This window comes from Cyanobacterium aponinum PCC 10605 (assembly GCF_000317675.1).
In the GTDB taxonomy this organism is placed as follows: Bacteria; Cyanobacteriota; Cyanobacteriia; order Cyanobacteriales; family Cyanobacteriaceae; genus PCC-10605.
In genome coordinates this window covers 1,632,697-1,655,909 of the sequence record NC_019776.1, presented here as the reverse complement: position 1 = coordinate 1,655,909, position 23,213 = coordinate 1,632,697, and the positions used below count along the sequence as shown (strand labels likewise).

Annotated in this window: 22 protein-coding genes; 11 read left to right on the top strand and 11 right to left on the bottom strand. The window is 35.1% G+C overall.

Annotated features, from left to right (window positions below; translation table 11 throughout):
- Positions 1–2: 2 nt before the first annotated feature.
- Positions 3–767: an NUDIX hydrolase gene (locus tag CYAN10605_RS06915; protein ID WP_015219222.1), complete on the bottom strand. Its 765-nt coding sequence runs from the start codon at positions 765–767 to the stop codon at positions 3–5.
- Positions 768–1,142: 375 nt separating this feature from the next.
- On the opposite strand from CYAN10605_RS06915, the gene CYAN10605_RS06910 reads away from it, so the two are divergent.
- Both CYAN10605_RS06910 and CYAN10605_RS06905 read left to right on the top strand, forming a co-directional pair.
- Positions 1,143–2,165: a metal ABC transporter solute-binding protein, Zn/Mn family gene (locus CYAN10605_RS06910; protein ID WP_015219221.1), complete on the top strand. Its 1,023-nt coding sequence runs from the start codon at positions 1,143–1,145 to the stop codon at positions 2,163–2,165.
- Between the two features lie 82 nt (positions 2,166–2,247).
- The gene (locus CYAN10605_RS06905; protein ID WP_015219220.1) at positions 2,248–3,006 is read left to right on the top strand and encodes a metal ABC transporter ATP-binding protein; all 759 of its coding nucleotides are present in this window, start codon (positions 2,248–2,250) and stop codon (positions 3,004–3,006) included.
- Between the two features lie 224 nt (positions 3,007–3,230).
- Here the strand turns inward: CYAN10605_RS06905 and CYAN10605_RS06895 are convergent, their stop codons facing one another.
- Positions 3,231–3,986 carry a sulfite exporter TauE/SafE family protein gene (locus CYAN10605_RS06895; RefSeq protein ID WP_015219219.1) on the bottom strand — a complete coding sequence of 252 codons (756 nt, stop codon included), beginning with the start codon at positions 3,984–3,986 and terminating at the stop codon, positions 3,231–3,233.
- A gap of 12 nt (positions 3,987–3,998) precedes the next feature.
- On the bottom strand, positions 3,999–5,747 hold the full coding sequence (locus CYAN10605_RS06890) for an ABC transporter ATP-binding protein (protein WP_015219218.1): 1,749 nt from the start codon (positions 5,745–5,747) through the stop codon (positions 3,999–4,001).
- A gap of 416 nt (positions 5,748–6,163) precedes the next feature.
- Here CYAN10605_RS06890 and CYAN10605_RS06885 point away from each other — a divergent pair, with 416 nt between their 5' ends.
- The 3 genes from CYAN10605_RS06885 to ald all read left to right on the top strand — a co-directional run bounded on the left by CYAN10605_RS06885 (position 6,164) and on the right by ald (position 8,810).
- The gene (locus tag CYAN10605_RS06885) at positions 6,164–6,631 is read left to right on the top strand and encodes an NAD(P)H-quinone oxidoreductase subunit N (RefSeq protein ID WP_015219217.1); all 468 of its coding nucleotides are present in this window, start codon (positions 6,164–6,166) and stop codon (positions 6,629–6,631) included.
- Positions 6,632–7,378: 747 nt separating this feature from the next.
- Positions 7,379–7,600 (top strand): hypothetical protein, encoded by a 222-nt coding sequence (locus CYAN10605_RS06880; protein WP_015219216.1) that lies wholly within the window; start codon positions 7,379–7,381, stop codon positions 7,598–7,600.
- A gap of 121 nt (positions 7,601–7,721) precedes the next feature.
- Positions 7,722–8,810, top strand: coding sequence for an alanine dehydrogenase (gene ald, locus CYAN10605_RS06875; RefSeq protein ID WP_015219215.1), 1,089 nt, complete (start codon positions 7,722–7,724; stop codon positions 8,808–8,810).
- 228 nt (positions 8,811–9,038) lie between these two features.
- Here the strand turns inward: ald and CYAN10605_RS06870 are convergent, their stop codons facing one another.
- The 3 genes from CYAN10605_RS06870 to CYAN10605_RS06860 all read right to left on the bottom strand — a co-directional run bounded on the left by CYAN10605_RS06870 (position 9,039) and on the right by CYAN10605_RS06860 (position 11,728).
- On the bottom strand, positions 9,039–9,809 hold the full coding sequence (locus CYAN10605_RS06870; RefSeq protein WP_015219214.1) for an ABC transporter ATP-binding protein: 771 nt from the start codon (positions 9,807–9,809) through the stop codon (positions 9,039–9,041).
- Positions 9,810–9,881: 72 nt separating this feature from the next.
- Positions 9,882–10,709 (bottom strand): ABC transporter permease, encoded by an 828-nt coding sequence (locus CYAN10605_RS06865; RefSeq protein ID WP_015219213.1) that lies wholly within the window; start codon positions 10,707–10,709, stop codon positions 9,882–9,884.
- 293 nt (positions 10,710–11,002) lie between these two features.
- The gene (locus CYAN10605_RS06860; RefSeq protein ID WP_015219212.1) at positions 11,003–11,728 is read right to left on the bottom strand and encodes a response regulator transcription factor; all 726 of its coding nucleotides are present in this window, start codon (positions 11,726–11,728) and stop codon (positions 11,003–11,005) included.
- A 261-nt stretch (positions 11,729–11,989) separates the two neighbouring features.
- Here CYAN10605_RS06860 and CYAN10605_RS18800 point away from each other — a divergent pair, with 261 nt between their 5' ends.
- The 5 genes from CYAN10605_RS18800 to CYAN10605_RS06840 are packed head-to-tail and all read left to right on the top strand — an operon-like array spanning position 11,990 to position 15,707.
- A complete protein-coding gene (locus CYAN10605_RS18800; protein ID WP_190275013.1) occupies positions 11,990–12,163 on the top strand; it encodes a hypothetical protein in 174 nt (57 codons plus the stop codon).
- On the top strand, positions 12,139–12,468 hold the full coding sequence (locus CYAN10605_RS06855) for a GAF domain-containing protein (RefSeq protein ID WP_041922444.1): 330 nt from the start codon (positions 12,139–12,141) through the stop codon (positions 12,466–12,468). The genes CYAN10605_RS18800 and CYAN10605_RS06855 overlap by 25 nt, the downstream gene beginning before the upstream one ends.
- A gap of 27 nt (positions 12,469–12,495) precedes the next feature.
- A complete protein-coding gene (locus tag CYAN10605_RS06850) occupies positions 12,496–12,882 on the top strand; it encodes a PAS domain-containing protein (RefSeq protein WP_306302779.1) in 387 nt (128 codons plus the stop codon).
- Entirely contained in the window at positions 12,848–13,126 is a 279-nt protein-coding gene (locus tag CYAN10605_RS18535) for a PAS domain-containing protein (protein ID WP_015219211.1), read from the top strand. Before CYAN10605_RS06850 ends, CYAN10605_RS18535 begins: the two co-directional genes overlap by 35 nt.
- Positions 13,038–15,707, top strand: a complete 2,670-nt coding sequence (locus tag CYAN10605_RS06840; RefSeq protein ID WP_083887247.1) for an ATP-binding protein — start codon at positions 13,038–13,040, stop codon at positions 15,705–15,707. The genes CYAN10605_RS18535 and CYAN10605_RS06840 overlap by 89 nt, the downstream gene beginning before the upstream one ends.
- A 19-nt stretch (positions 15,708–15,726) precedes the next feature.
- Here CYAN10605_RS06840 and CYAN10605_RS06835 read toward each other — a convergent pair whose 3' ends face one another.
- The 5 genes from CYAN10605_RS06835 to CYAN10605_RS06815 form a co-directional block, all read right to left on the bottom strand.
- A complete protein-coding gene (locus CYAN10605_RS06835) occupies positions 15,727–16,722 on the bottom strand; it encodes a nitrate ABC transporter ATP-binding protein (protein WP_015219209.1) in 996 nt (331 codons plus the stop codon).
- Positions 16,723–16,892: 170 nt separating this feature from the next.
- Positions 16,893–18,890, bottom strand: a complete 1,998-nt coding sequence (locus tag CYAN10605_RS06830; protein WP_015219208.1) for a nitrate ABC transporter ATP-binding protein — start codon at positions 18,888–18,890, stop codon at positions 16,893–16,895.
- A 104-nt stretch (positions 18,891–18,994) separates the two neighbouring features.
- Positions 18,995–19,819, bottom strand: coding sequence for a nitrate ABC transporter permease (gene ntrB / locus CYAN10605_RS06825; protein ID WP_015219207.1), 825 nt, complete (start codon positions 19,817–19,819; stop codon positions 18,995–18,997).
- 206 nt (positions 19,820–20,025) lie between these two features.
- Positions 20,026–21,348, bottom strand: coding sequence for a CmpA/NrtA family ABC transporter substrate-binding protein (locus CYAN10605_RS06820; RefSeq protein ID WP_015219206.1), 1,323 nt, complete (start codon positions 21,346–21,348; stop codon positions 20,026–20,028).
- Positions 21,349–21,511: 163 nt separating this feature from the next.
- The gene (locus tag CYAN10605_RS06815; protein WP_015219205.1) at positions 21,512–22,228 is read right to left on the bottom strand and encodes an LmeA family phospholipid-binding protein; all 717 of its coding nucleotides are present in this window, start codon (positions 22,226–22,228) and stop codon (positions 21,512–21,514) included.
- A 168-nt stretch (positions 22,229–22,396) separates the two neighbouring features.
- Here CYAN10605_RS06815 and CYAN10605_RS06810 point away from each other — a divergent pair, with 168 nt between their 5' ends.
- A complete protein-coding gene (locus tag CYAN10605_RS06810; protein WP_041922442.1) occupies positions 22,397–23,131 on the top strand; it encodes a pseudouridine synthase in 735 nt (244 codons plus the stop codon).
- The last annotated feature ends 82 nt before the right edge of the window (positions 23,132–23,213 follow it).

The window sequence follows — 23,213 nt, the reverse complement described above, 5'->3', positions numbered from 1 at the left end:
ATTTAAGTTGCCCCCTCTATATTTCTTAAAAAAAAGTAGGTATCAATATTTTCTTTTAAACGGTATAGTTGGGCAGGGCGTTTAACATCTTGACGGGTTTCCCCTGTCGGTTCAAGAATATTCGCTCTTTCAATGCGACGACGAAAGGATTTGCTTTCTAAAGTGCGATCGAGTATGATTTCATATACAGTTTGTAAATCTCTAAGGGTAAATTTTTCTGGCATTAAATAGGCTGGTAGGGAAGTATATAATACTTTATTTCGTAAACGTTCGATCGCTTTTTCCAGAATATAATTATGATCAAATGCTAGGGATTCTTTAATTTTGTTATTTTTTATGGGAGACCATTTAACTGCACTAACTGAGGATGAGGTTATATCGTCGGAATTTGTCTTTAATTGGATATTTTCTGAGGGTAATAAAGCAAAATAAACCGTTGTGACAGACCATCCCCTAGGATCTCGTATTTTATTGCCAATAGTAAAACATTGCTCTAAATAGGGCGTTTTTACTCCTGTTTTCTCCTCTAATTTTCTTTTGGCGGTATCTTCTAAAGTTTGGTCATTTTCTAAATCGATAAACCCTCCTACTAATGTCCATTGATTTTTGAAAGGATATTCTCCTCGCTTTACTAATAAAACCTGTAATGCCAAGTCAAAAACCGTGAAGATGACCGTATCGACAGAAGTAGAAGGGCGATAGAATTTACTAGGGTCATAATTTTTAAAAAACTCTGTTTCTGAATTGTAGTTTTGATTTTTATTCATTTATTCTCAGTAAAAATGACTCTCTTAATTGGGACATGATAAATTATCTCAAAAAAAGGTGTCAGGTTTCAGGTGGCAGGTTTTAGGTTGAATTAAATATGTTTTATCGGACAAAATTATCTTGTATTTTTATTGTAACATTTTTGATAAAAAATAAATATTTAACCTTATTGTTGAATAATTATTAACATTAAATAATATTTTTTTTCAATGATTTATTATCAATTAATATATATCTATAAATATCTATAAAATCTGACAAAACGTTCTCATTTACCAAGAGTAAAAACTGAATAAACGCTCATGTGAACAGACTAACAAAACAAAGCCAATAAATTTAGATATAATCTTCTATTGTGGTTGATTCAGAAAACTATGAAACGAATTAGTTACCCAATACTAAAATTATTCTTAATTTTAACGATTTTTAATTTAGTTGCTTGTAACCAAGAAAAAATATCAAGATCTACACAGGAAAACACAACAGAAATAAATCAGAATCAAACAGAAAATCGTCAAGAAAAATTAAATATAACCGTTACAATTCCTCCTCAGAAATACTTTGTTGAAAAAATTGGCGGCGAGTTAGTCAATGTTAATGTGATGATAGGACCTAGATTAGAACCTCATACCTATGAGCCACAACCCCAACAGTTAACCAGTTTAGCCGAATCCAGTGCTTATGTTGCTATTGGTGTCCCTTTTGAAGAAGTATGGTTGAATAAAATCACAACAGCTAACCCTCAAATTGTCATGATTAATTCTGGAGAAGGCATTAATAAAATACCTTTAGTAGGTCACGATCATGATCACAATCATGAAAATGATAATCATAATCATGAAGATGAACACAATGAAGATATTGAACATAATGAAAGTAATTATACATCAGAAACGAGTAGTCCAGATCCCCATATTTGGTTATCTCCAAAATTAGCTAAAATTCAGGCGGAGAATATTTATCAAGGTTTAGTCAAAATAAATCCAGAAAATCAGCAAATATATCAAGAAAATTTAACTAAATTTCTAACAGAAATCGATAATATAGACCAACAAATAAAAGAAAAATTAGCACCAATTAATAATAGAAAATTTTTCATTTATCATCCAGCATGGGGATATTTTGCTCAAGAATATAACTTACAACAAATACCACTAGAATTTGAAGGACAAGAAGTCACTTCTCAGGAGTTAAGTAATTTAATCAAACAAGCAAAAGCAGAAAAAATTAACACGGTATTTGCTCAACCTCAATTTAATAATAAAACTATGGAAATATTTGCTAAAGAAATTGGGGCAGAAATAGTTTTATTAGATGATTTGGCTCAAAATTGGTCTGAAAATATGTTATCTACTGCGGACAAATTAGCAAAAGCTATGACAAATAATACTAATTAGTGATGAGTAATTTTGTCAAGAATAAATTAGATTTGAAAAAATAAAAGTGGTCATTTATATCTGATTTTCGACTCATAAATATATGCTCAATGAATGTGTCATCAAATTAAAAAATATTCATGTTAGTTATGGTAAAAATCTAGTATTAGAAAATATTAATTTAGAGGTAAAAGAAAAAGATTTTATTGGCGTAATTGGTCCTAATGGTGGCGGAAAAACTACTTTATTAAAAACTTTATTAGGATTAATCAAACCCCAACAAGGGGAAATTTCTATCATGAATTACCCTCTAAATAAAGGTAGAAAATATATTGGTTATGTTCCTCAAGCCTTAGAGTTCGATCGCACCTTTCCTATTTTTGTGGAAGATGTAGTAAGAATGGGCAGACTATCGACAAAACATCTCTTTAAACCCTACAATCACCAAGATGAAGAAATTGTTAACCATTGCCTTCAGCAGGTAGGAATGGCAAAATTGCGATCGCGCCCCATAGGGGAATTATCAGGAGGAGAGAGACAGAGAGTATATATAGCCCGTGCTTTAGCCACTAAACCGAGTATTTTACTATTAGATGAACCTACCGCTAACGTTGACTCAAGAGTACAAAACAATATTTATGAGTTACTAAGAGAATTAAACGAATATATGACCATATTACTAATATCCCATGATTTAGCGGCAATTTCTAGCTATGTAAAAACCATTGCTTGTTTAAATCGTCGCCTACACTATCACCAAGATAAACTTATTACCCCAGAAATGATTCAAGCAACTTATCAATGCCCGGTGGATTTAATTGCTCATGGTATTCCTCATCGAGTGTTACCAAAACATAAATAACCTGAGTTAGGGATAAATTTTCATCTATGAGTGATGGCGAAAAGGGCAAGGGCAAATAGTGAATAGTAAATAATTAAAAACTCTTGTAGGGGCGAATGGCCATTCACCCCTACTTCCCCCTCTCCCCTCATCACCTCATCCCTTAAACACCGTAAGGGTTGAATATATTCAATCCCTACCACCTGCAACCTGAAACCTGACACCTACCCTTAACCGAGATTAATTTAAAACCAACCAATTATATTTCTGATAGCTAAAATAATTACCGTAATCATAAAGATTCTTTTTAACCATAAATTACTCATTTTTAAAGCCCATTTTGCCCCTAAAATAGCTCCAAAAAACATAGTTATTCCTAAAATAATACCTAGCTGATAATCAACTAATCCTTGACTCATAAAAATAGCCGTAGCAATAAGAGAAGAAAAAATATTTAAAACCTTTGTAATTGCCACTGCCTCCACAAATGTCATGTTTAAACAGCCAATAAAAGTAGCGGTTAAGGTAGTTACGTAACCTCCACTAAAAAAACCACCATAAACTCCCAATAAGAAAGTAAGAAAATAGCCTATTTTTTCCATTAAAGGTGAAGATTTTTCCTGTTTTTCTACTCCTTTATTTTTGTTAATTATAGAAAAAATTAACACGGCTATCATAAAGACAGAAATCAGCAAAGGCATTGTTTCAGCAGGAATTATTAATACTAATAAAGCCCCTAAAATTGAACCAATAACCGTCAAAATTGAGAGTAAGGGTATATCTTGCCTTTGTTTAAGAATATCTCCCTTCAAAAAAGGTATTGTCCCCCCGATACTCATAAAAATTAGTGCAAACATATTGGTTGCGATCGCATCAGTCGGAGAAATTCCAAACTCTAACATTACAGGCACGGTAATGAGGGAATTACTACCCGTCACCACCCCAATAATGCTTGTGACAAGAAAAATAAAGACTAAAAAAAATAATTGAAATAAGGTCACAATTGATTAAGATTAAGCCAAGATTTCTTCTAGTTGATGTTTTTGCCACAGAGATTTATATAAACCCTCTTGAGACAAAAGTTGCTCATGGCTACCCATTTGTACAATATTACCATCTTCCATAACTAAGATGCGATCGGCATTTTGAGCCGCCGACATTTGATGGGTAATAAAAATAACAGTTTTATTCTTCTCCCGCTTAAGATTTTCTAAAATTTGCGTGGCCGTCTTATTATCGACACTAGACAGAGCATCATCTAAAATCAGAATGGGAGCATCTGTGTATAAAGCCCTAGCTAATGAGCTTCGTTGTCTTTGCCCACCAGATAAAGCAATTCCTCTTTCTCCCACCAAAGTATCATATTTTTGCGGAAAATTGACAATTTCAGGGTGAATTTGGGCTTGTTTTGCCGCATATTCTACCTCTGTTATTTCACCCACAGGATCACTATAAGCGATATTATTTTTAATAGTAGTGGAAAATAAGAAGCTATCTTGAGGCACATATGCGATCGCAGCTCTCAAATCTGTTAAATTAATGGAGGTAATATCGATACCATCCAAAAATAACTGCCCTTGAGAAATATCAATTAAACGAGGAATAGCATTAGCTAAAGTAGATTTTCCCGAACCAATTAAACCTACAATTGCCACTGTTTCACCAGCATTAATTTGAAAATTCAAACTATTTAAAGCAGGTTGAAAAGCATTAGGATAAGTATAAGTTAAATTAACAGCTTTGATATTTCCCTTGATATTTTCTATAGGCAAATTTACATTATCAACATCATTTTTAATTTTGGGTTCAACTTCCATAATTGCTTCAACCCTATCAATACTAACCTCACCCCGTTGATAAGTAGTAATAGTAAAACCAAGTAAAGCAGTAGGAAAAACTAATCTTTCTACATAAATAATTAAAGCAATAAAATCCCCAACAGTAATTAAACCCTTTTCAATATCAGAAGTGCCAAACCACAGTAAAACTAATAAACTAATATTGGCAATACCACCAATAATAGGAAACAGTAAATTGCGAGTTCTTGCTAAACTTAAATTAGCCTTAAGCAGGCGTTGATTTTTGTGAGAAAAAGCCCTTCTTTCATTATCTTCTTGAGCATAAATTTTAATCAGAGAAATACCGCTCATATCTTCCTGAATTAACTCACTAATATCCGATAATTTCTCTTGTACCTCAGCTTGATCAATCCTTAACTTATCACTAAATAACTGTACCGTAACTAACATTAAAGGATAAATAGCCAATGTCATTAAGCTCAATTTAACATTGATAAATAACATGGCAGGTAAAGTCAAACCATAGGCAAAAATAGTATTAATTAAACTTAAAATTGCAAAACCAACTAAACGACGAATATTGTCCACATCGCTAGTAGCACGGTTAATTAAATCACCAGAAGTATTAGTATTAAAGTAAGCCGGTTCTAATTTTAAAAGGTGTTCAAAAATTCTTTGTTTTAAATCAAACTCTACCTGTCTGCCAATACCAAAAATAAGCACACGGGAAGCCATACGAATCGCCCACATTATACAGGCTAAAACAAACAAAATGACCACATAACTAACAAGACGATTAAAGTCAAAATTAGCTTGTAAATCATCGAAAATATCCCTAATCAACCAAGGAATATAAACACCAATGACATTGACAACAAATAAAGCGGAGATCCCCCAATATAAACTTTTTAAATGAGGTTTTAAATATGATATTAACTTTGATAATCGATTAGCCTTAGCCATGCTTTACTATCTTTATTTTTTCTTCATTTTTATATGATAAGCCAGTCTGCATTGAAGTTTCATCATAGTGTTGGGATGAATGGATTTGAAAAGGGCAAAGGGCAAGGGACAAACCCCCCTTTATTCCCTCTCGAGAGGGCAAAGGTAAATAGTTGATAATTAATAATTTCTAACTCTGTACGGGCGAATGGCCATTCGCCCCTAACTAACTCCGTACCGCTTTGCGGAACGAGCGTTCTCTCGTTCCCCCCCATTCCCTAAACACCCTGACACCCGAAACTTGACACCCCAATCCTCATCCAGAAGTATCGAGATCTTATGAAAGAAAAAACAGTGGTAATATAACTTTATGATCAAAGACTTAAATGTCTGTTGGACTAAATTAAATCTTTTCATATTCAAAATAAGTAAAAATTATGCCATTATTGACCACTGGAAAAGCATTTATTAAAGATTTAGAAAAAGCTGGTTCTGTTGCGGTTTATGCTCCTTTAGAGGGCGGTTTTGAAGGACGTTATCAGAGAAGATTAAGAAGCTATGGTTATCAAACTTTTAATCTTTCTGCTAGAGGTTTAGGAGATTTAAGTGCTTATTTGATGAATGTTCACGGGGTGCGCCCTCCTCATTTAGGAAAGAAAAATATCGGACAAGAGGGAGCAGTAGGACCTACTTATTTTGTACCACCTATTGCGGGTTATCAGTTAGAAAATTTACCTGCTAAGGCTAAAGGTTTAGTTTTATGGATTATTGAGGGTTTTGTACTTTCTAATCAAGAAAAACAGTATCTAGTTGATTTAACGAAGCAAGAACCAAAAATTAAAGTAGTATTGGAGTTAGGAGGCGATCGCTTCTTCCGTTGGCAATCTTTATCCGAAGCGCTGTAAATATTTAGCAATTAGCAATTAGGAAAAGACAAAAGGGCAAGGGGCAACGGAAATTAAAAATTAGTTTCCCTATCTCTCCCCTTCGCCTCATCATCCTAACACCTGCAACCTGAAACCTGACACCTAAACTTATCGGATATTCTTAAACCGAACTGAGGTTAATTACCTAAACTTCTCACTCAGGTGATTTTATTTTTCTGATTTAAAAAGGTAAAGTTTTGTAACTTAATCACTCATTAACCTAGAAAATATTGTTATATTATTCATATAGAAATCAGATAAAGATTTCTACTCGAAAGACAAAACAGCTCGTTGTAAACTTTGAATAAATTGAGGTAAAAAGGCTGAAAACAAGGTTAAATCTTTGTCTTTTGCAATCCGAAACAGCTTGTATTCTGTTCGAGATTTTCTGACCTGTTAGTAATGAGAGCAAGGGAACTAATCGATGGTCAAAGTTAAATAATTGACTACTTAGTGCAACTCTGTATAGTGTTAATTTAAGGTAGAAAATATAGTCTAAAAATAAGGAGGTTAATTAAGCTGTTTACGGTAAGTTACGTTGTCCATAAAATCAATAGCAGTAGCCAGTACCAGAGTCTTGAGTTTTCTAAAATGTGGCTTTAAGGGAGTAAGATGATAAACTAGAACGTATAGTTGTTATCTCTCTGAATATTATCACCAAGGATAGAAAGCAAAAAAAGGACGGGTCAACTTTCGGGCTACTGTTGTTGTTATGAGAGGTTTTTTATGATTACGGTTAAAGGTGAAATTCAATATCGTGCGATCGCATCTGGCACATGGGTTTTAGTTAGCGACACAGGAGAAACCTATGAGTTGTATAAGCCTTCAGAAAATCTGCGTCAGGAAGGATTAAAGGTAGAAATAAAAGGTAACATTAGAAGCGATGTTATGACCATTGCAATGGTGGGGCAAATCCTTGAAGTGAAAGAATTTAGTATCTGTCGATAAGCCTGAAAATTAGGAATATCCCTTAAAGTCAACATCCTAGCATCTTTGATCATTCAAACATTTTTTCATCAAAGCCCAATTACCTTATAATTTATCAAGGATAATGACTTAAGAGGTTAAGATGAAAATCGGTGTCCCTAAAGAAATAAAAGATCGAGAGTTTCGAGTAGGTTTAACTCCTGCTAGTGCAAAAGTTCTGATTGAACAGAATCATCAAGTATTCATCGAAGATAATGCAGGTCTTGGTTCTGGTTTTACTAATCAAGATTATGAAAATATAGGGGCAAATATCGTTGATCAAAGCACTGCATGGAATCAAGAATTAATCATTAAAGTCAAAGAACCTCTAGCAGAAGAATATCAATATATTAATCAGGGACAAATATTATTCACATATCTTCACTTAGCCGCCGATCGCATCTTAACAGAATTTTTACTTAAAAGTGGCGTAACTGCGATCGCATATGAAACAGTACAATTAGCTGATGGCAGACTACCTTTGTTAACACCCATGAGTATCATCGCTGGGCGACTCTCGGTACAAATTGGTGCGAGATATTTAGAAAAACAGCAGGGCGGTAAAGGAATTCTGTTAGGGGGAATGCCGGGGGTTACTCAAGGTAATGTTGTTATTCTAGGAGGAGGTATCGTTGGTACAGAAGCGGCGAAAATAGCGGTAGGAATGGGCGCAAAAGTAACTATTTTAGATGTAAATATTGATCGTCTTTCTTACTTAGAAACTCTATTTGGTTCAAGAGTTGAACTACTTTACAGCAATTCCCAACACATAGCCCAAGTTGTGCCTCATGCTGATTTATTAATTGGCGCTGTATTAATTACAGGTAGAAAAGCACCTATTCTTGTTTCACGGGATTTAGTTAAACAAATGTCCCCCGGCTCGGTTATTCTTGATGTCGCAGTGGATCAAGGTGGTTGTATTGAAACTTTACGCACAACATCCCATAGTCAACCTAGTTATGAAGAAGAAGGAATAATTCATTTAGGTATTCCCAATTTACCCGGTGCAGTACCTCGCACGGCAACTCAAGCCCTAAACAATAATACTTTACCCTATATTGTTAAATTAGCAAATCAAGGAATTGGAGCTTTAAAACAAGATCCTAGTTTAGCGCAAGGGTTAAATATACAATACCATCGTTTAGTACATCCTGCGGTACAACAAGTTTTTCCCGATTTAGTCACCACTTAATCAAACTATACTTTAACTGGTCGGTTAAGGTAAAAAGGGCAAGGGACAATCATTTGAGTTCGGAGTTCAGGGTTCGGAGTTCGGAGTTAAAATTAACAGATTTCGAGAAAAAAAACTAATAAATCGATTTTCTCTTTTTAATCGTTTGAGTAAAGAACCAACATTCAAAAAATCAAACCTGAAACCTGACACTTAGTTCCTAACCCTATTCTTAACACCAAACCGAAATTAATTAATTGGGGGAGCGATATACTCTTTAATACCAACATAATCTAAGTAACGCTTAATAGCTTCTTCCGTATCCCCTGCAAAGGCAACTTGTCCTTTATTTAACCAAATACTGCGATCGCACAAATCTTGAACATAGTCTAAACTATGAGAAACAAACAAAATAGTACTACTTTTTTCCCACAAATCTTGAATTCTTTGCCTTGACTTTTGAGTAAAACGAGCATCCCCCACAGACAAAACCTCATCTAAAATGAGAATATCAGGTTCAACATCCGTCGCCACAGAAAAACCTAAACGAGCTTTCATACCAGAAGATAAGGCTTTAACAGGTATCTCTGCATAGTCTTCTAACTCCGCAAACTCCAAAATTTCCCGAATACGCACCTTCATATCTTCTTTGCGATAACCTAGCAAAACTCCATAAAGAATGATATTGTCTTGCACCGACATTTCCATGTTAAAACCAGCTCCTAACTCAATTAAAGGAGCAATTCTTCCCCTAACTCGAACACTACCTTCTGTGGGAGGTAAAATACCACAAATTACCTTTAAGAGAGTGGATTTCCCCGCACCATTAGAGCCAATTATCCCGACTTTTTCCCCAGCACTAACGGAAAAGTCAACATCTTGCAAAACCTGTTTTTTAGCTGGTTTGATATGTTTCCCTTGCAAAAAAGAAAAAATAGTTCTTTTCAAATCATAAGAAAATTCCTCTTGGGTTCTACGCCACAAAGAAACTTGATCTAATCTAATAACTTCTTGAGTCATTTTTTATTTAATAAAATATTAATTTATTTAAGTAATATCGAATAATTAAAATATCAATAAAATCAATTAGTTTTATAACAAATCCATAAAAGCAGATTCAAATTTTCGGAAAAACAAAATTCCTAAAGTTAAAATAATAACTCCTGCTAAAATTCCCTTAAACAATAACATAGCACTGGGTATATTTCCCATAAGGCTAATATCTCTTAAACTTTCAATGATTGACACTAAAGGGTTTAAACCAAGGATAGGTTGAATTCTGGGTGGTACGATTTCCGCAGGATAAAAAACGGGACTGGTAATCCACATAACGAAAGTAGTAATTTCATAAAAGTAGCCTAAATCTCGAAAGAAAACAAATAAAGCACTAACAAATAAACCTACTCCTGTACACACCAAAACTAAAGAAAAGAAGGGAATTAATAATAAGAATATATAGAGAGGATTTTTGCTATTAACAAGAGTTACAATGGCTAGTAAAGGAAAGGAACTAATCATAAATTGAAAAATATTCGCCGCAATCATTGAGAGAGGAAAAACGGGAATAGGTAATTTAATTTTATTGAGTAAATCTCCATTAACAACAATACTACTGAGTGCCTGTGTAGTGGAAGAATTATAAAAGTTGATAACTAATAAACCTGTAAAAGCCGCTAAGATATAACTAATTAAGGAGTCATTATAATAAGAAGCAAAAGTCGAACCGAAAATAGTAGTATATAATCCTGTCATAATAATAGGATTTAACAATGACCAATACACACCCAAATAAGAACCACGATAACGAGTATTAAGATTTTGTGGTACTAAGACGGAAAGTAAATCCCAATAACGATGAAAATTTCGCCAAAACGCTGACTGCTCTTTTTCTTTAATCTTTTTCTTTCCCGCTAAAATCATAAACAATAACAATACATCAATTGAGTAACTCCCTTTGGAATAGGTCTATTGTATCCTAGAGTTACCTCCGCTCGATATGAAATTTTGGGGTGGTGGTAAACAAAGGGCAAAGGTGAATAGTGAATAGTTGATAATTAAGAATTAAAAATAAAAAATCCTTAACTCTGAACTCCGTTCACGACGACTGTACGAGCAAAGCGAACTAACTCCCTGAACTCATTTCCCCATCCCTCCATCACCCCTTAAATCTATCTAAATTGGATATTCTTTATATTGAACTAAGATGAATTCAATTATTTTAGTAAATTAAATTGTAATAAAACAGATACATTTTCAGGGGTAAGAATTTTCTGTAATTCTTTAATTTCGTTTAATAAGCCTATTTCTTTTGAGCATTCTTCTTGTAATACTCTTATATAAGATTGACGTTTTTCTTCAGAATCTGCTTCTGCTAGCATCTTAATAGCCATATTCATGTTATTAATTGGATTGCTCATATTCACAATGAGCTTACTAATAATTTCGTCTTTTAGCTCCAGCATATTTTCATTATTTTTAATTTTTTTGTCTTTTTCCTTAATTTTTTCGAGAATATCTTGAACTAATTTGCGATTTTTCTCTAGTTTTGCTTCAAATTCTTGTTCTAACTCTTTTTTTCTTTGTAATCTCACGTCCACTGCTTCTAGTAATTCATCAGGGGTAAAAGGCTTGGTTAAATAGTCATCAGCCCCCATTCTCATGCCCATACGAATATCTTTTTTATCAACTTTAGCTGTGACAAAGATGCAGGGAGTCATTAAAGTTTTCTCATCTATTCTCAGTTTTTCTATAAATTCATAGCCGTCCATCTCTGGCATCATAATATCGCAGATAACTAAATCAGGAGGATTTTCTCTGGCTACTTCCCAACCTAGTTTTCCGTTTTCTACTCCTGTGGCTTCATAATTATTCAATCTTAATATTTGCAGGATATTCTCTCTAATTTCCTTTTCATCTTCGATGACTAAAATTTTAACCATTAATCTTTAATTTATTTTTGTTAATAAAATTAATACGAATTAATTGATAATTCTATTTTCAGAGATTTTCTATATTATTACATAAATTTTTTCTAAGAGTTTTAATTATTGTGTCTAATCTAATTATTTCTGATAGTCTATAAATAGATATTTAAAAAATTATTCAATGTAAATATTAACTTTAATTAAGTTTTTTGGTTCTTTAAAATGAGAAATTTTAGCTGACCTTTATTAGCCAAAGAATTTCTTTAATTGTTGTCTGTGTCAATTTTTTTGTTCTTTCTTGAACAATCTATTTATTATTATTCTTCATTTTCTATGACTTATCAGTTTTTGGAACTACAGTCTCTAATTATTTCTTGTTTTTGTACTGTTTCCCCTGATGTGAGTATCGAGGATGCAATCAGAAAGTGGCACCGTGCGATCGCATCTTAATTTATAAATTTGAAGGTCATTGGGGAGGACAAATTATTGCTGAATCAGTAGATAAAAAATTTACCAGTGCTTTAGGTAATTACGTAGAAGATAGCTGTTTTCAAGATCAAGTTTGTAACTTATATCAAGGAAAAGACCCCGTTGTTGCCAATAACGTTTATGAACAAGGTTACACCCCCTGTCACATTAAATTATTAGAACAATATCAAGTTAAAGCTAATTTGATTGTACCCCTAGAAGTATCAGGAGAACTGTGGGGCTTACTTATCGGTCATCAATGTGAAACTTATCGAGAGTGGCAATAATTAGAAGATGTAGAGCTATTAAAGGAAATTAGTTATCAAGTTGCCATCGCAATTTATCAAAGTGAAATTAATCAAAAATTACAAAAAGAAATCTATGAACGTATAGTTGCAGAAAAATTATTACAGCGACAAAAAAGCCAGTATCGAAACCTCATGGAAATTTTACCAGTGGGGATATTTCGCAATGATTTACGGGGAAATTGTATTTATGTCAACGAGCGGTATTGTCGAATCACAGGTTTAACTCCAGAATCCGCCAATGGTATTAGTTGGCAAAAAATTATTCATCCAGAAGATTGGGAAAAAGTGTTTCAGGCATGGGAAAATTTAGTTAATTATCATCAACCTTGTGAGCTGGAGTGCCGTTTTTTACATCCCAATGGCGATATTGTTTGGGGTTTTAACTATTTGTAAAGATATTAGTGAACAAAAAGCGATCGAATTTGCCTTAAGAACAAGTGAAGCTCGTTGGCAATTTGCCCTTGATGGTGCTAGTCATGGAGTCTGGGATGTTAATTTAGTCACTAACGAAACCTATTATTCTCCTAAATTTATGGAAATGCTTGGTTATGAACTTGGAGAATGGGGAAATAGTTTCGATGATTGGCACAAATACAGATATAACCGATCGCATCCTCATGGAGCAGGAATTGCTTAAGAGTAAAAATAACTTTCAACGTTTAGTAGAAGAAATAGGTAATAACTTTGTTATTTTTAGTCATACTTTAGAAAATGTTATTACTTACGTTGGCGGTGGCATAGAATCAATTTTTGGACTGACAAAAGAGGAGGTAATCAATAAATCTTGGGTAGAAGTGGTTAACTGGCATGAAAACGGACTAGAAAGAGCCTTGGTATCCACATCGTTAATTCTTAATGCCGAAGATATAGTATTAGATGAATTTGATATGTCTTTTACCCATAAATCAGGAGAAGAGAAAATCATTCGTGTTTGTCATCATGTGGTTAAAAATGATCAACAAGAAGCGATCGCCATCGAAGGAATTATCGAAGATATTACCCAACAAAAAAGAGCTTTGGATGCTTTACAAGAAAAAACCCAAGAACTCGATCGCTTTTTCTCCCTAGCCCTAGATTTACTATGTATTGCCAATGTTGATGGTTATTTTCTCCGTCTTAATCCCCAGTGGGAGAATATTCTCGGCTATAAAATAGAAGACCTAGAAAGCTCCAGATTTCTTGACTATGTTCATCCAGATGATATACAGAAAACCCTAGATGCGATCGAACATCTCAAATACAATGTAGAATTACCCTACTTTATTAATCGTTATCGTTGTGCTGATGGTAGCTATCGTTGGATTGAGTGGCGTAGTGCTTCTGATGGTAATTTATTCTATTGTGCGGCCAAAGATATAACCGAAAAACTGAAAACCGAAGCGGAAAAACAAACCCTCATTAATGCCTTAGAAAACAGTAATCATCTCCTGCAATGTATTAGTAATGCTCAATCTCAATTTATCACTGCTGAAAACCGTCTGACTATTTTTGAAGACCTATTGGCTAATTTATTGGAATTAACGGACAGTGAATATGGCTTTATCGGAGAAGTCTTATTTAGAGATGATGGTAGTGCGGAAATGAAGGAAACTTTTTTAAAAATAAAAGGAGTACCTTATATTAAAACCCATAGTATTACGAATATTGCTTGGAATGAAGAAACCCAGAAATTTTATGATGAAAATTATAAACGGGGTATGGAGTTTGACAATATGAATACCCTTTTTGGAGCAGTAATCATGACGGGTAAACCAGTGATTGCCAATAGCCCTAAAACAGATCCTCGCAGTGGTGGCACTCCTAAGGGGCATCCTCCTTTAAATGCCTTTTTAGGATTACCTTTCTTTAACAAAAACAGATTACTTGGTGTGGTTGGCATTGCTAATCGTCTTGGTGGTTATGATCAATCTATTGTTGACTATTTACAACCATTTTTAGTGACTTGTAGTAACCTCATTGAAGGTTATAGGCTCGATCGCGATCGCCGTAAAACAGAGGAAAAATTAGCCCTAAGTAATGAGGAATTAATCAGAGCAACCCGTCTTAAAGATGAATTTCTAGCCAATATGAGCCATGAGTTAAGAACCCCTCTTAATGCTATTTTAGGTAATGCAGAAATTCTCACAGAACAAGTTTTTGGAGAACTCAATAACAGACAAATCAAATCTCTTAAGACGATTGAAAGCAGTAGTAATCATTTATTATCATTAATTAACGATATTTTAGATGTTGCCAAAATAGAAGCAGGACAAATCACCATAGAATATGTGCCCACCGATATTAAAAGTTTGAGTCAATCCGCTTTAGTGTTTGTGCAACAACAAGCCCAGAAAAAAGGTATTCAGTTAGAACTTAGGTTTGCTGATAATCTTCCTTACCTACCATTAGATCAAAGACGCATTCGCCAAGCTCTGATTAATCTACTTAATAATGCGGTTAAATTTACTCCACAGGCGGGGAAAGTCACATTAGAAATCAGTGTATTTGAAGAAGAAGAGAGTCAGGAATTATTAATAATGGGGGAAGAGAATATTATCATGAAAACCTTTATTCGTTTTGCGGTGATTGATACAGGTATTGGTATTGCCCCAGAAAATATAGAAAAGTTATTCAAGCCTTTTATTCAGATAGATAGTGCTTTAAATCGCAAATATACAGGTACGGGCTTAGGTTTATCGCTAGTGAAACAAATTGTCGAGCTTCATGGGGGAAGTGTAGGAGTGTCAAGCGAGTTAGGCAAAGGTAGTTGTTTTTATTTTAATCTTCCTTCCAATTATTGTAATATCCCTCAATCTTCCATCAAAGAGCAAGAAAAATCCCCCATCAAAGATAAGATGATAACACCTTCCGTGATTTTGTTCGTGGATGATGATGAAAGTAATATTGCCACTATTTCTGATTATTTAGAAGCCAAAGGCTATAAATTACTAATTGCTAAAAATGGTTTACAAGCGTTACAAATAACTAAAACTCAACATCCAGACTTAATCATCATGGATATTCAAATGCCTGAAATGGAAGGTTTAGAAGCGATCGCACTTATTCGTCAAGATGAAGATATTAAGGATATACCCATTATCGCCGCCACCGCCTTAACAATGGAAGGAGATGAACAAAGTTGCTTAGACGCAGGAGCGAATAACTATATGAGTAAACCCTTACGACTTCGAGAATTGGTTGATAAAATCGAGACTTTATTACAATTTGAACTCAGGTAGGTTGATGGATAAAGTGATTTCAATTGCTTAACTGTTCAGTACGATTAGGGGCTTCTGTATTGCTTCCTGTAAAACTTTGGAAAAGAGCAAAACCTGCAATCGCAGCTATAACAATACCGCCAACAATACCCGCCATTTTTAGTTTATTATTTGTGGGTTCGGGTTCAATGGTATCCTCCGTTGGGTCTTCTGAATGGGCATAACGATGGAATAAGAAATCTAAAGCATAATTCCGTAATTCATAATATCTAGGATCTTCCGTGATTTGGGAACGATTACGGGGACGAGAAAAGGGAATATCAAGAATTTCACCAATTTTTGCACTAGGACCATTGGTCATCATCACGAGGCGATCGCACAGAAAGAGAGCTTCATCAATATCATGGGTAATCATCATTACCGTTAAATTATGTTCAGCACAAATTTGTAATAATTCCTCTTGTAACTCTTCCTTGGTAATGGCATCTAACGCCCCAAAAGGTTCATCTAAAATCAAAACTTCAGGACGAATTGCCAAGGCACGGGCAATGGCAACCCTTTGTTTCATACCCCCAGAGATTTGATAGGGTTTTTTCTGAGCGGCTTCAGTTAAACCAACCATCGCTAAATGCTCTTTAACAATAGTGTCTTTTTCCTGTTTATTTTTGTCAGGATAAACCGCATTAACTGCTAAATAAACATTTTCATAAACTGTTTTCCAAGGAAGCAGACAGTAGTTCTGAAATACCATCATGCGATCGGGTCCTGGTTCAGCAATGACTTTATTTTTAAGAGTTACTTTACCAGTGGTGGGCTGATTGAAACCTGAAACCATGTTAAGCATAGTTGATTTACCACACCCTGAATGTCCGATAACACAGATAAATTCTCCTTCCTTAACGGTTAGGTTGACTCCTTCCAAGACAGTGTAATTTCCGTTGGGAGTGGGATACACTTTGGAAATATCTTCAATGGTTAAAAATTCTGTTTTGGCTAAAGTTGTAGTTTTTTCCTCGGTATTCATTAAACTTTGCATGGCGTTTTAGTAGTGAATAAATGTTAATTGGGAATGATTAAAAGGGTAAAGGGCAAGGGGCAAGGGGCAAAGGTAAATAGTGAATAGTTGAGAATTAAGAATTAAAAACTCCGAATACCTGTACGGGTGAATGGCCATTCGCCCCTACTTCCCCCTCTCACCTCATCACCTTAACTCCTGACTCCTGCGTTAATTTCGATTTCCGATACTTCAAAATTACGGCGGATGGTGAATCTTTCTAAATAACCGATGGGGTCATCTGGATTGAATACCATCTTGTCAAAGAGTTGGAAGGAGGTGCGATCGCTCTCTAGGTCTGGAATGCCTAATTGACGACAGGCTTCCCCAAATAAATCAGGGCGACGAACTCGATCAATTATTTCTACCCAGTTGCGGGGGAAAGGAGTATAACCCCATCGAGCTAATTGAGTTAAAATCCATAGGGCTTCTACTCTTCCCGGACAGTTGGCGCGATCGACATGAAATTGATTGAATCTCAATAGAGGTTCAGTTTTTGTGCCGTAATTGTAAGGATCAACAAAACCGGGGCGAATATATTTTTGCTCAACTCCCACATATTCGGGACGAGCTAATATTTCCACAATTTCTTCTCGATTACGACGATCATCACAGTAGGCACAAGCCTCCATCAATGCTTTTATTAAAGCCAAGTGAGTTTGTGGATATGCTTGAGCCCAATCTTCTCTCACTCCTAATACTTTTTCTGGATGACTAGCCCAGATGTCTAAATCAGTGGCAATGACATAGCCAACGTCTTGTAAAACTGCCTCAGAGTTCCAAGGTTCGCCGACGCAATAGCCGTCAATATTACCAGCTTTTAGGTTTGCTATCATTTGTGGAGGAGGAATCACTGTTAAATTGACATCATTATCAGGATCGATTCCCCCTGACGCTAACCAATAACGTAACATCAGGTTATGCATGGAAGCGGGGTGTACCATCCCAAACGTGTGTACTGTATCTGGAGTTTGATGGATAATTTCTCTTAACCCATGAACATCGGTAACTCCCATTTCTTGAAATTTTTTTCCTAGAGTAATAGCGTTACCATTACGACTTAAAACAAGAGAAGTAATGATGGGAATAGATGGTTTACCTCCTGCTCCAACAGTCATACTAAGGGGCATCCCCGCCACCATTTGTGCTGCGTCAAGGCGTTTTTCGGCTACTCCTCTGGCGATATGTTGCCATGAATCCTCCCTAATGAGGTTTACTTCTTCTAAGCCATATTCAGCAAAAATACCTTTCTCTTTGGCAATAACTAAAGGCGCACAGTCGGTTAAGGGAATAAAACCGATATTGAGATTAATTTTTTCTAAACCGTTACGGGCAATTACTTGAGGACTAGCAGTAACTTTGTTTTTGTTCGATCGCTTCTGTTGATTGAGGAAGTAAACAATTTCATTACGGAGACTGTAATAACTGGGATGATTTACCACCTCTAATCGTTGTCTTGGGCGGGGGATTGGTACTTCGAGAATCTGCCCAATATGAGCCTCTGGCCCTGTGGTTAACATGACGATGCGATCGCTCAATAGTAAAGCCTCATCCACATCATGGGTTACCATGACACAGGTTACATGATTTTCCTGAACAATCTGCATTAAACTTTCTTGTAAATTCCCTCTAGTTAAGGCATCTAGCGCCCCAAAAGGTTCATCTAACAGTAATACTTTCGGTTTTGTTGCCAAAGCTCGTGCGATCGCAACTCTTTGTTTCATCCCCCCAGAAAGTTGATTAGGACGCTTATTAGCGGCGTGTCTCAATCCGACAAGGGCAATATTTTCTTCAATAATTGCCTTTCTTTCTCCTTCAGGATAATGACGTAAAACTCGATTAACCGCAAGGGCTATGTTTTCTCTGACCGTCAACCAAGGTAGTAAAGAGTAATTCTGAAATACCACCATCCGTTCTGGACCCGGTTCAGTAACTTCTCTTCCTTCGAGAATAACCCCTCCATGAGTAGGATTGAGTAAACCTGCAATCATATTTAACAGGGTTGATTTACCACAACCAGAATGTCCCACAAGGGAGATAAATTCCCCTTTTTGAATGGAAAAGTCAATATTTCTTAAAGCAATATACTCACCACCATTAGCCAGAGGGAATATTTTATCAACGTGATCAACTTCAATAAAATTCGACATCTTTTTCAATAAACAATTAATAATTAGCAATTAAATAACTCCTAACCCCTAACCCTGTACCGCTTTGCGGAACGAGTGCAGCGAACTCTCCGAACTCTTATCATCTATTTTTGTTCACCCGGAACGACAATACTGGCAATAAAACCAACGAATCTATCTAGTAATAAACCGACTATACCCACATAGATTAAAGCAATAATAATTTCACTCATTAAAGAACTGTTATAAGCATCCCAGATAAAGAAGCCAATACCCACACCACCAATTAACATTTCTGCGGCAACAATTGCTAACCAAGATAAGCCGATACCTATTCTTAAACCAGTAAAAATATAGGGAACTGAAGCAGGAAATAAGATGTTAAAAAAGTATTCAGTTTTGGATAATTTTAATACCCTAGAAACGTTGGTATAATCTTGGGGAATTTTTTGCACTCCTACTGTTGTGTTAATAATAATAGGCCAGATAGCAGTAATGAAAATAACAAAAATTGCCGAGGGTTCTGCTTCTTGAAATGCCGCTAAAGCAATGGGTAGCCAAGCAAGAGGAGGAATAGTTCTTAATACTTGGAAAATGGGATCTACCGCATCATAAATAATTTTATTTGCCCCAATTAAAATACCTAAACCAATCCCAACTATTGTGGCTAAAGAGAATCCAATCGCAACTCTTGTTAAACTGGCAAAAATTTGAATTGCTAATCCTTTATCTGTACCCCCATTATCAAAAAATGGGTCAATAATTAACGGATAAGTATCTTCAAAAACCTGAACAGGACTAGGTAAATTTGAATTTTGACCTGTACAGACAATTTGCCAAATTACTAAAAATACGATGATAGCAACCGCAGGACGAATTACTTTTTTAGAATACAAAAAGCTGAGGGGATTTTTTTTACGGAGTCTTAAATTAATACTAGAATTAGCCATAGTTAAAAAAGGAATGATTTGAATAAAAAATAAAATATAAGGTGATCATTTTTTAGCTGAATTGTTGTGGCAAAGAGAAGTAAGTTAGACGCATTTTGCTTATATTGTTTATTGGTTGATAGAAAATAAATAATACTTGTAATTATTGCCCCTTGCCTCTCGCCTCTTGCCTACCTTAACCGAGAATTATTGATGTGAAGTTTATGTTAAGCCTTAATAGTTTTGATTTTGAGACTATCTAAATAGGCTTGAGGATTTTCAGGATCAAATGTGATACCGTCAAAGAAGGTTTCAACCCCACGAGATGGGCTAGTAGGTATTTCTGATTCAGGCACACCTAAAGCTGTTGCCGCCTCTCTCCATAAGTCTTCCCTATTGACTTCATCGACAATTTTCTTGGTGTCGGTGTCAGCAGGAATATAACCCCAACGGATATTTTCTGTTAAAAACCATAAATCATGACTCTTGTAAGGATAAGAAGCGTTATCAGTCCAGTATTTTTGCATTAATTCCGTATCCTCAAAGGTTGGATCTCCATTACCATAGTTATATATACCCTTGGAGCGATCAATAATATCCTCAAAAGGTACTTTAAACCATTCCCGTTTGGAGACAATCTGACACATTTCCTCTTTATTTTCAGGCTTATCACACCACTGTTGGGCTTCTAAGACTGCCATCAACAGGGCTTTAGCGGCTTTAGGATTAGCGTCAACCCAATCTTTACGCATACCAAAGGCTTTTTCAGGATGGTCTTTCCAAAGTTGCCCTGTGGTAATTGCTTGATAACCTACTCCCTGATTGACAGTTTGTAAAGGCCAAGGTTCACCCACACAGAATGATTCCATCGCATTAACTTTGACGTTTGCTACCATTTGAGCCGGTGGTACAACAATAGTGGAAACATCTTTCCCCGGTTCTAATCCTCCTGCCGCTAACCAGTAACGAATCCAGCAGTCATGAGTTCCACCCGGGAATGTCATCGCTACTTTTGGATCAGTTACTTTGGTAAATGCCTCTTTGAGGGGGGATGTATCTAAACCAACTTTAAGATCTTTATAGTTATTTCCCAACATGATACCTTGACCATTGACGTTTAACCGTGCCAAAATATACATTGGGGTGGGTTTGCCATCGGTGACAGTTCCCATACTGATTAAGTAAGGCATGGGGGTTAAAATATGGGCTCCATCTATACCGCCACTAGCCGAACCTAAAACTAAGTTATCACGGGTTGTTCCCCAAGAAGCCTGTTTAATTACTTCTACATCAGGCATACCGTATTTTGCATAGAAACCCTTTTCTTTTGCGATAATTAAGGGGGCGGCATCGGTGAGGGCGATAAAGCCTAGTTTTGCTCCAGTTACTTCGGGAGCATCTTCAGGAGAAATAACGGGGGCGTTTTCAGGAGTGGTATTTTCGGTGGTGGTTTGATTTCCCCCTCCTTGGGCGCAACCGTGTAAAATTGCAGTAGTTAGGGCTGTTGCCCCTGTGGTGAAGATAAATTTACGTCGGGATAGTTTGGACATGAACTATAAATTTCTAAGTAATTTAAACATTTCTTAAGTTTGATGTACATAAATTTAAAACTTTATTTTTTCTTTATTTTGTATGTTTAGTCACATTTTTTTGAAAATTTGCAGTAAATGAATTTTATTTATTCTAAATCTGCATATAAACGAAAAATAATGGTTAATCGCTAACAATTTTTATTTTTCCTTGGCAGGATAATTCTTCTTCATTAAGAATTAAATCAGTAATAGCAACATCATTTCCCAAATCAACTTCAAATTCTTTAATAATTACCATTTCTGGGAATAAAATGCTGTTAATTTCAATGGGATTAAAAAGTAAAGTATGGTCATTTTTCAAGGTTAAACCAGTGGTAATATTTATGTTTGATAATTCTTCTTTTTGATTTTTTATCTGTCCTTCTATAATTACTTTTTCTGTATATAAAGTAACATTTTGCCAATAAAAGCTATATTTTTCTAAAATTGATTCTGGATTTTTTATTCCTTTATAATCTAATAGTAAAGCTAATAAATCAATTAATCCTTGGCTTAGTAGTTTTGAAGCTAATGATTTTTGAATATCTTTTTTCTTTAAGTTAATTTCTCCTTCTGCAAAAATAGGATGTAATAACTTTAATGGTTTTCCTCTTAATATGCCTCCTAAATTAACTGCTATTTCTTCGGTTTTTACTTGGGCATGATTAATACAAATTCCCTGATAGTTGGCTTTTTCTGCTGATAGAAAAACTTGCTCTATTTTTCCTCTTAAAATTTGTCTATCTCCTGCATGAATTTCTATGTTTAATGTTTCGATTTCTTGCAATTGCGATCGCACCCATAGTTTAATAGCAGGAGTAAGGATGTGAGAAATAATCTCTGATTTATGTTTTACCATCAGTTTTTAGGATATAGTAATTAAATTTTTGGTTTGAGCTTTGAATTTTATCATTGATTAATTGATAATTGAAACTAGCATAGTGAATCAATCACAGTAAACTAATTGTTGATAAAGAATGGCCAACTATAAACAAGAGATAGGGACTTTTGAGTCTGAAATAAGCCAATTATGGAAAGAGTACAAAAAATTTTAAGGGAATGGGGTATTGCCTCTCGTCGAGAAGGGGAAAAAATGATTTTAGAAGGGCGGGTAAAAGTTAACGGTATAACCGTTAAATTAGGTGATCTCGCTTCGGCTCAAAGGGATAAAATAGAGGTAGATGGAAAGTTGTTAACCTCACAACGAAAACCATCTTTAATTTATTTATTACTTAACAAACCAAAAGGATATATATGTACTTGCGATGATCCCCGTCAAAGAAAAACAGTTATGGATTTGTTACCAGCAGAATTAAGAATAGGTTGCGGTATTCATCCTGTGGGAAGACTCGATCGCAATTCCAGTGGGGCGTTAATATTAACTAATGATGGTGCATTAACTGTTCATTTAACTCATCCTCGGTATAATCATCCCAAAACCTATTCAGTGACACTCAGAGGAAAAATCCCCCATAGATTTATCAAGAAATGGGCAGAAGGATTTATGTGGGAAGGGAAAAAAACTCTCCCAGCAGAGATTAATATTAATTACCAAGATGAGCAGAAAACTCAAATGCAAATCACCCTCAGAGAAGGAAGAAATAGACAAATAAGAAAAATTGCCGAACTTTTTGGGTATCCTGTAATTAGTTTACACAGAAGTGCGATCGCATTTTTAAATGTTTCGTCTCTTTCAACAGGAGAATATCGCTATCTAACCACAAAAGAAGTTAATTATCTCAAAGAATTACATTATCAGTAATTTGTATTATTTTACTGATTTAATCCGTCTAATTATCCTAATTAATTTAATTTTTTATACTGTTTTATCTCTCTAGTAACAA

What these genes read in the sequence shown, in the direction of transcription:
- CYAN10605_RS06915 (WP_015219222.1), bottom strand. Translation starts at nt 767, where the DNA reads ATGAATAAAAATCAAAACTACAATTCAGAAACAGAGTTTTTTAAAAAT.
- CYAN10605_RS06910 (WP_015219221.1), top strand. Translation starts at nt 1,143, where the DNA reads ATGAAACGAATTAGTTACCCAATACTAAAATTATTCTTAATTTTAACG.
- CYAN10605_RS06905 (WP_015219220.1), top strand. Translation starts at nt 2,248, where the DNA reads ATGCTCAATGAATGTGTCATCAAATTAAAAAATATTCATGTTAGTTAT.
- CYAN10605_RS06890 (WP_015219218.1), bottom strand. Translation starts at nt 5,747, where the DNA reads ATGGCTAAGGCTAATCGATTATCAAAGTTAATATCATATTTAAAACCT.
- CYAN10605_RS06885 (WP_015219217.1), top strand. Translation starts at nt 6,164, where the DNA reads ATGCCATTATTGACCACTGGAAAAGCATTTATTAAAGATTTAGAAAAA.
- CYAN10605_RS06880 (WP_015219216.1), top strand. Translation starts at nt 7,379, where the DNA reads ATGATTACGGTTAAAGGTGAAATTCAATATCGTGCGATCGCATCTGGC.
- ald (WP_015219215.1), top strand. Translation starts at nt 7,722, where the DNA reads ATGAAAATCGGTGTCCCTAAAGAAATAAAAGATCGAGAGTTTCGAGTA.
- CYAN10605_RS06870 (WP_015219214.1), bottom strand. Translation starts at nt 9,809, where the DNA reads ATGACTCAAGAAGTTATTAGATTAGATCAAGTTTCTTTGTGGCGTAGA.
- CYAN10605_RS06865 (WP_015219213.1), bottom strand. Translation starts at nt 10,709, where the DNA reads ATGATTTTAGCGGGAAAGAAAAAGATTAAAGAAAAAGAGCAGTCAGCG.
- CYAN10605_RS06860 (WP_015219212.1), bottom strand. Translation starts at nt 11,728, where the DNA reads ATGGTTAAAATTTTAGTCATCGAAGATGAAAAGGAAATTAGAGAGAAT.
- CYAN10605_RS18535 (WP_015219211.1), top strand. Translation starts at nt 12,848, where the DNA reads ATGGCGATATTGTTTGGGGTTTTAACTATTTGTAAAGATATTAGTGAA.
- CYAN10605_RS06840 (WP_083887247.1), top strand. Translation starts at nt 13,038, where the DNA reads ATGAACTTGGAGAATGGGGAAATAGTTTCGATGATTGGCACAAATACA.
- CYAN10605_RS06835 (WP_015219209.1), bottom strand. Translation starts at nt 16,722, where the DNA reads ATGCAAAGTTTAATGAATACCGAGGAAAAAACTACAACTTTAGCCAAA.
- CYAN10605_RS06830 (WP_015219208.1), bottom strand. Translation starts at nt 18,890, where the DNA reads ATGTCGAATTTTATTGAAGTTGATCACGTTGATAAAATATTCCCTCTG.
- ntrB (WP_015219207.1), bottom strand. Translation starts at nt 19,819, where the DNA reads ATGGCTAATTCTAGTATTAATTTAAGACTCCGTAAAAAAAATCCCCTC.
- CYAN10605_RS06820 (WP_015219206.1), bottom strand. Translation starts at nt 21,348, where the DNA reads ATGTCCAAACTATCCCGACGTAAATTTATCTTCACCACAGGGGCAACA.
- CYAN10605_RS06815 (WP_015219205.1), bottom strand. Translation starts at nt 22,228, where the DNA reads ATGGTAAAACATAAATCAGAGATTATTTCTCACATCCTTACTCCTGCT.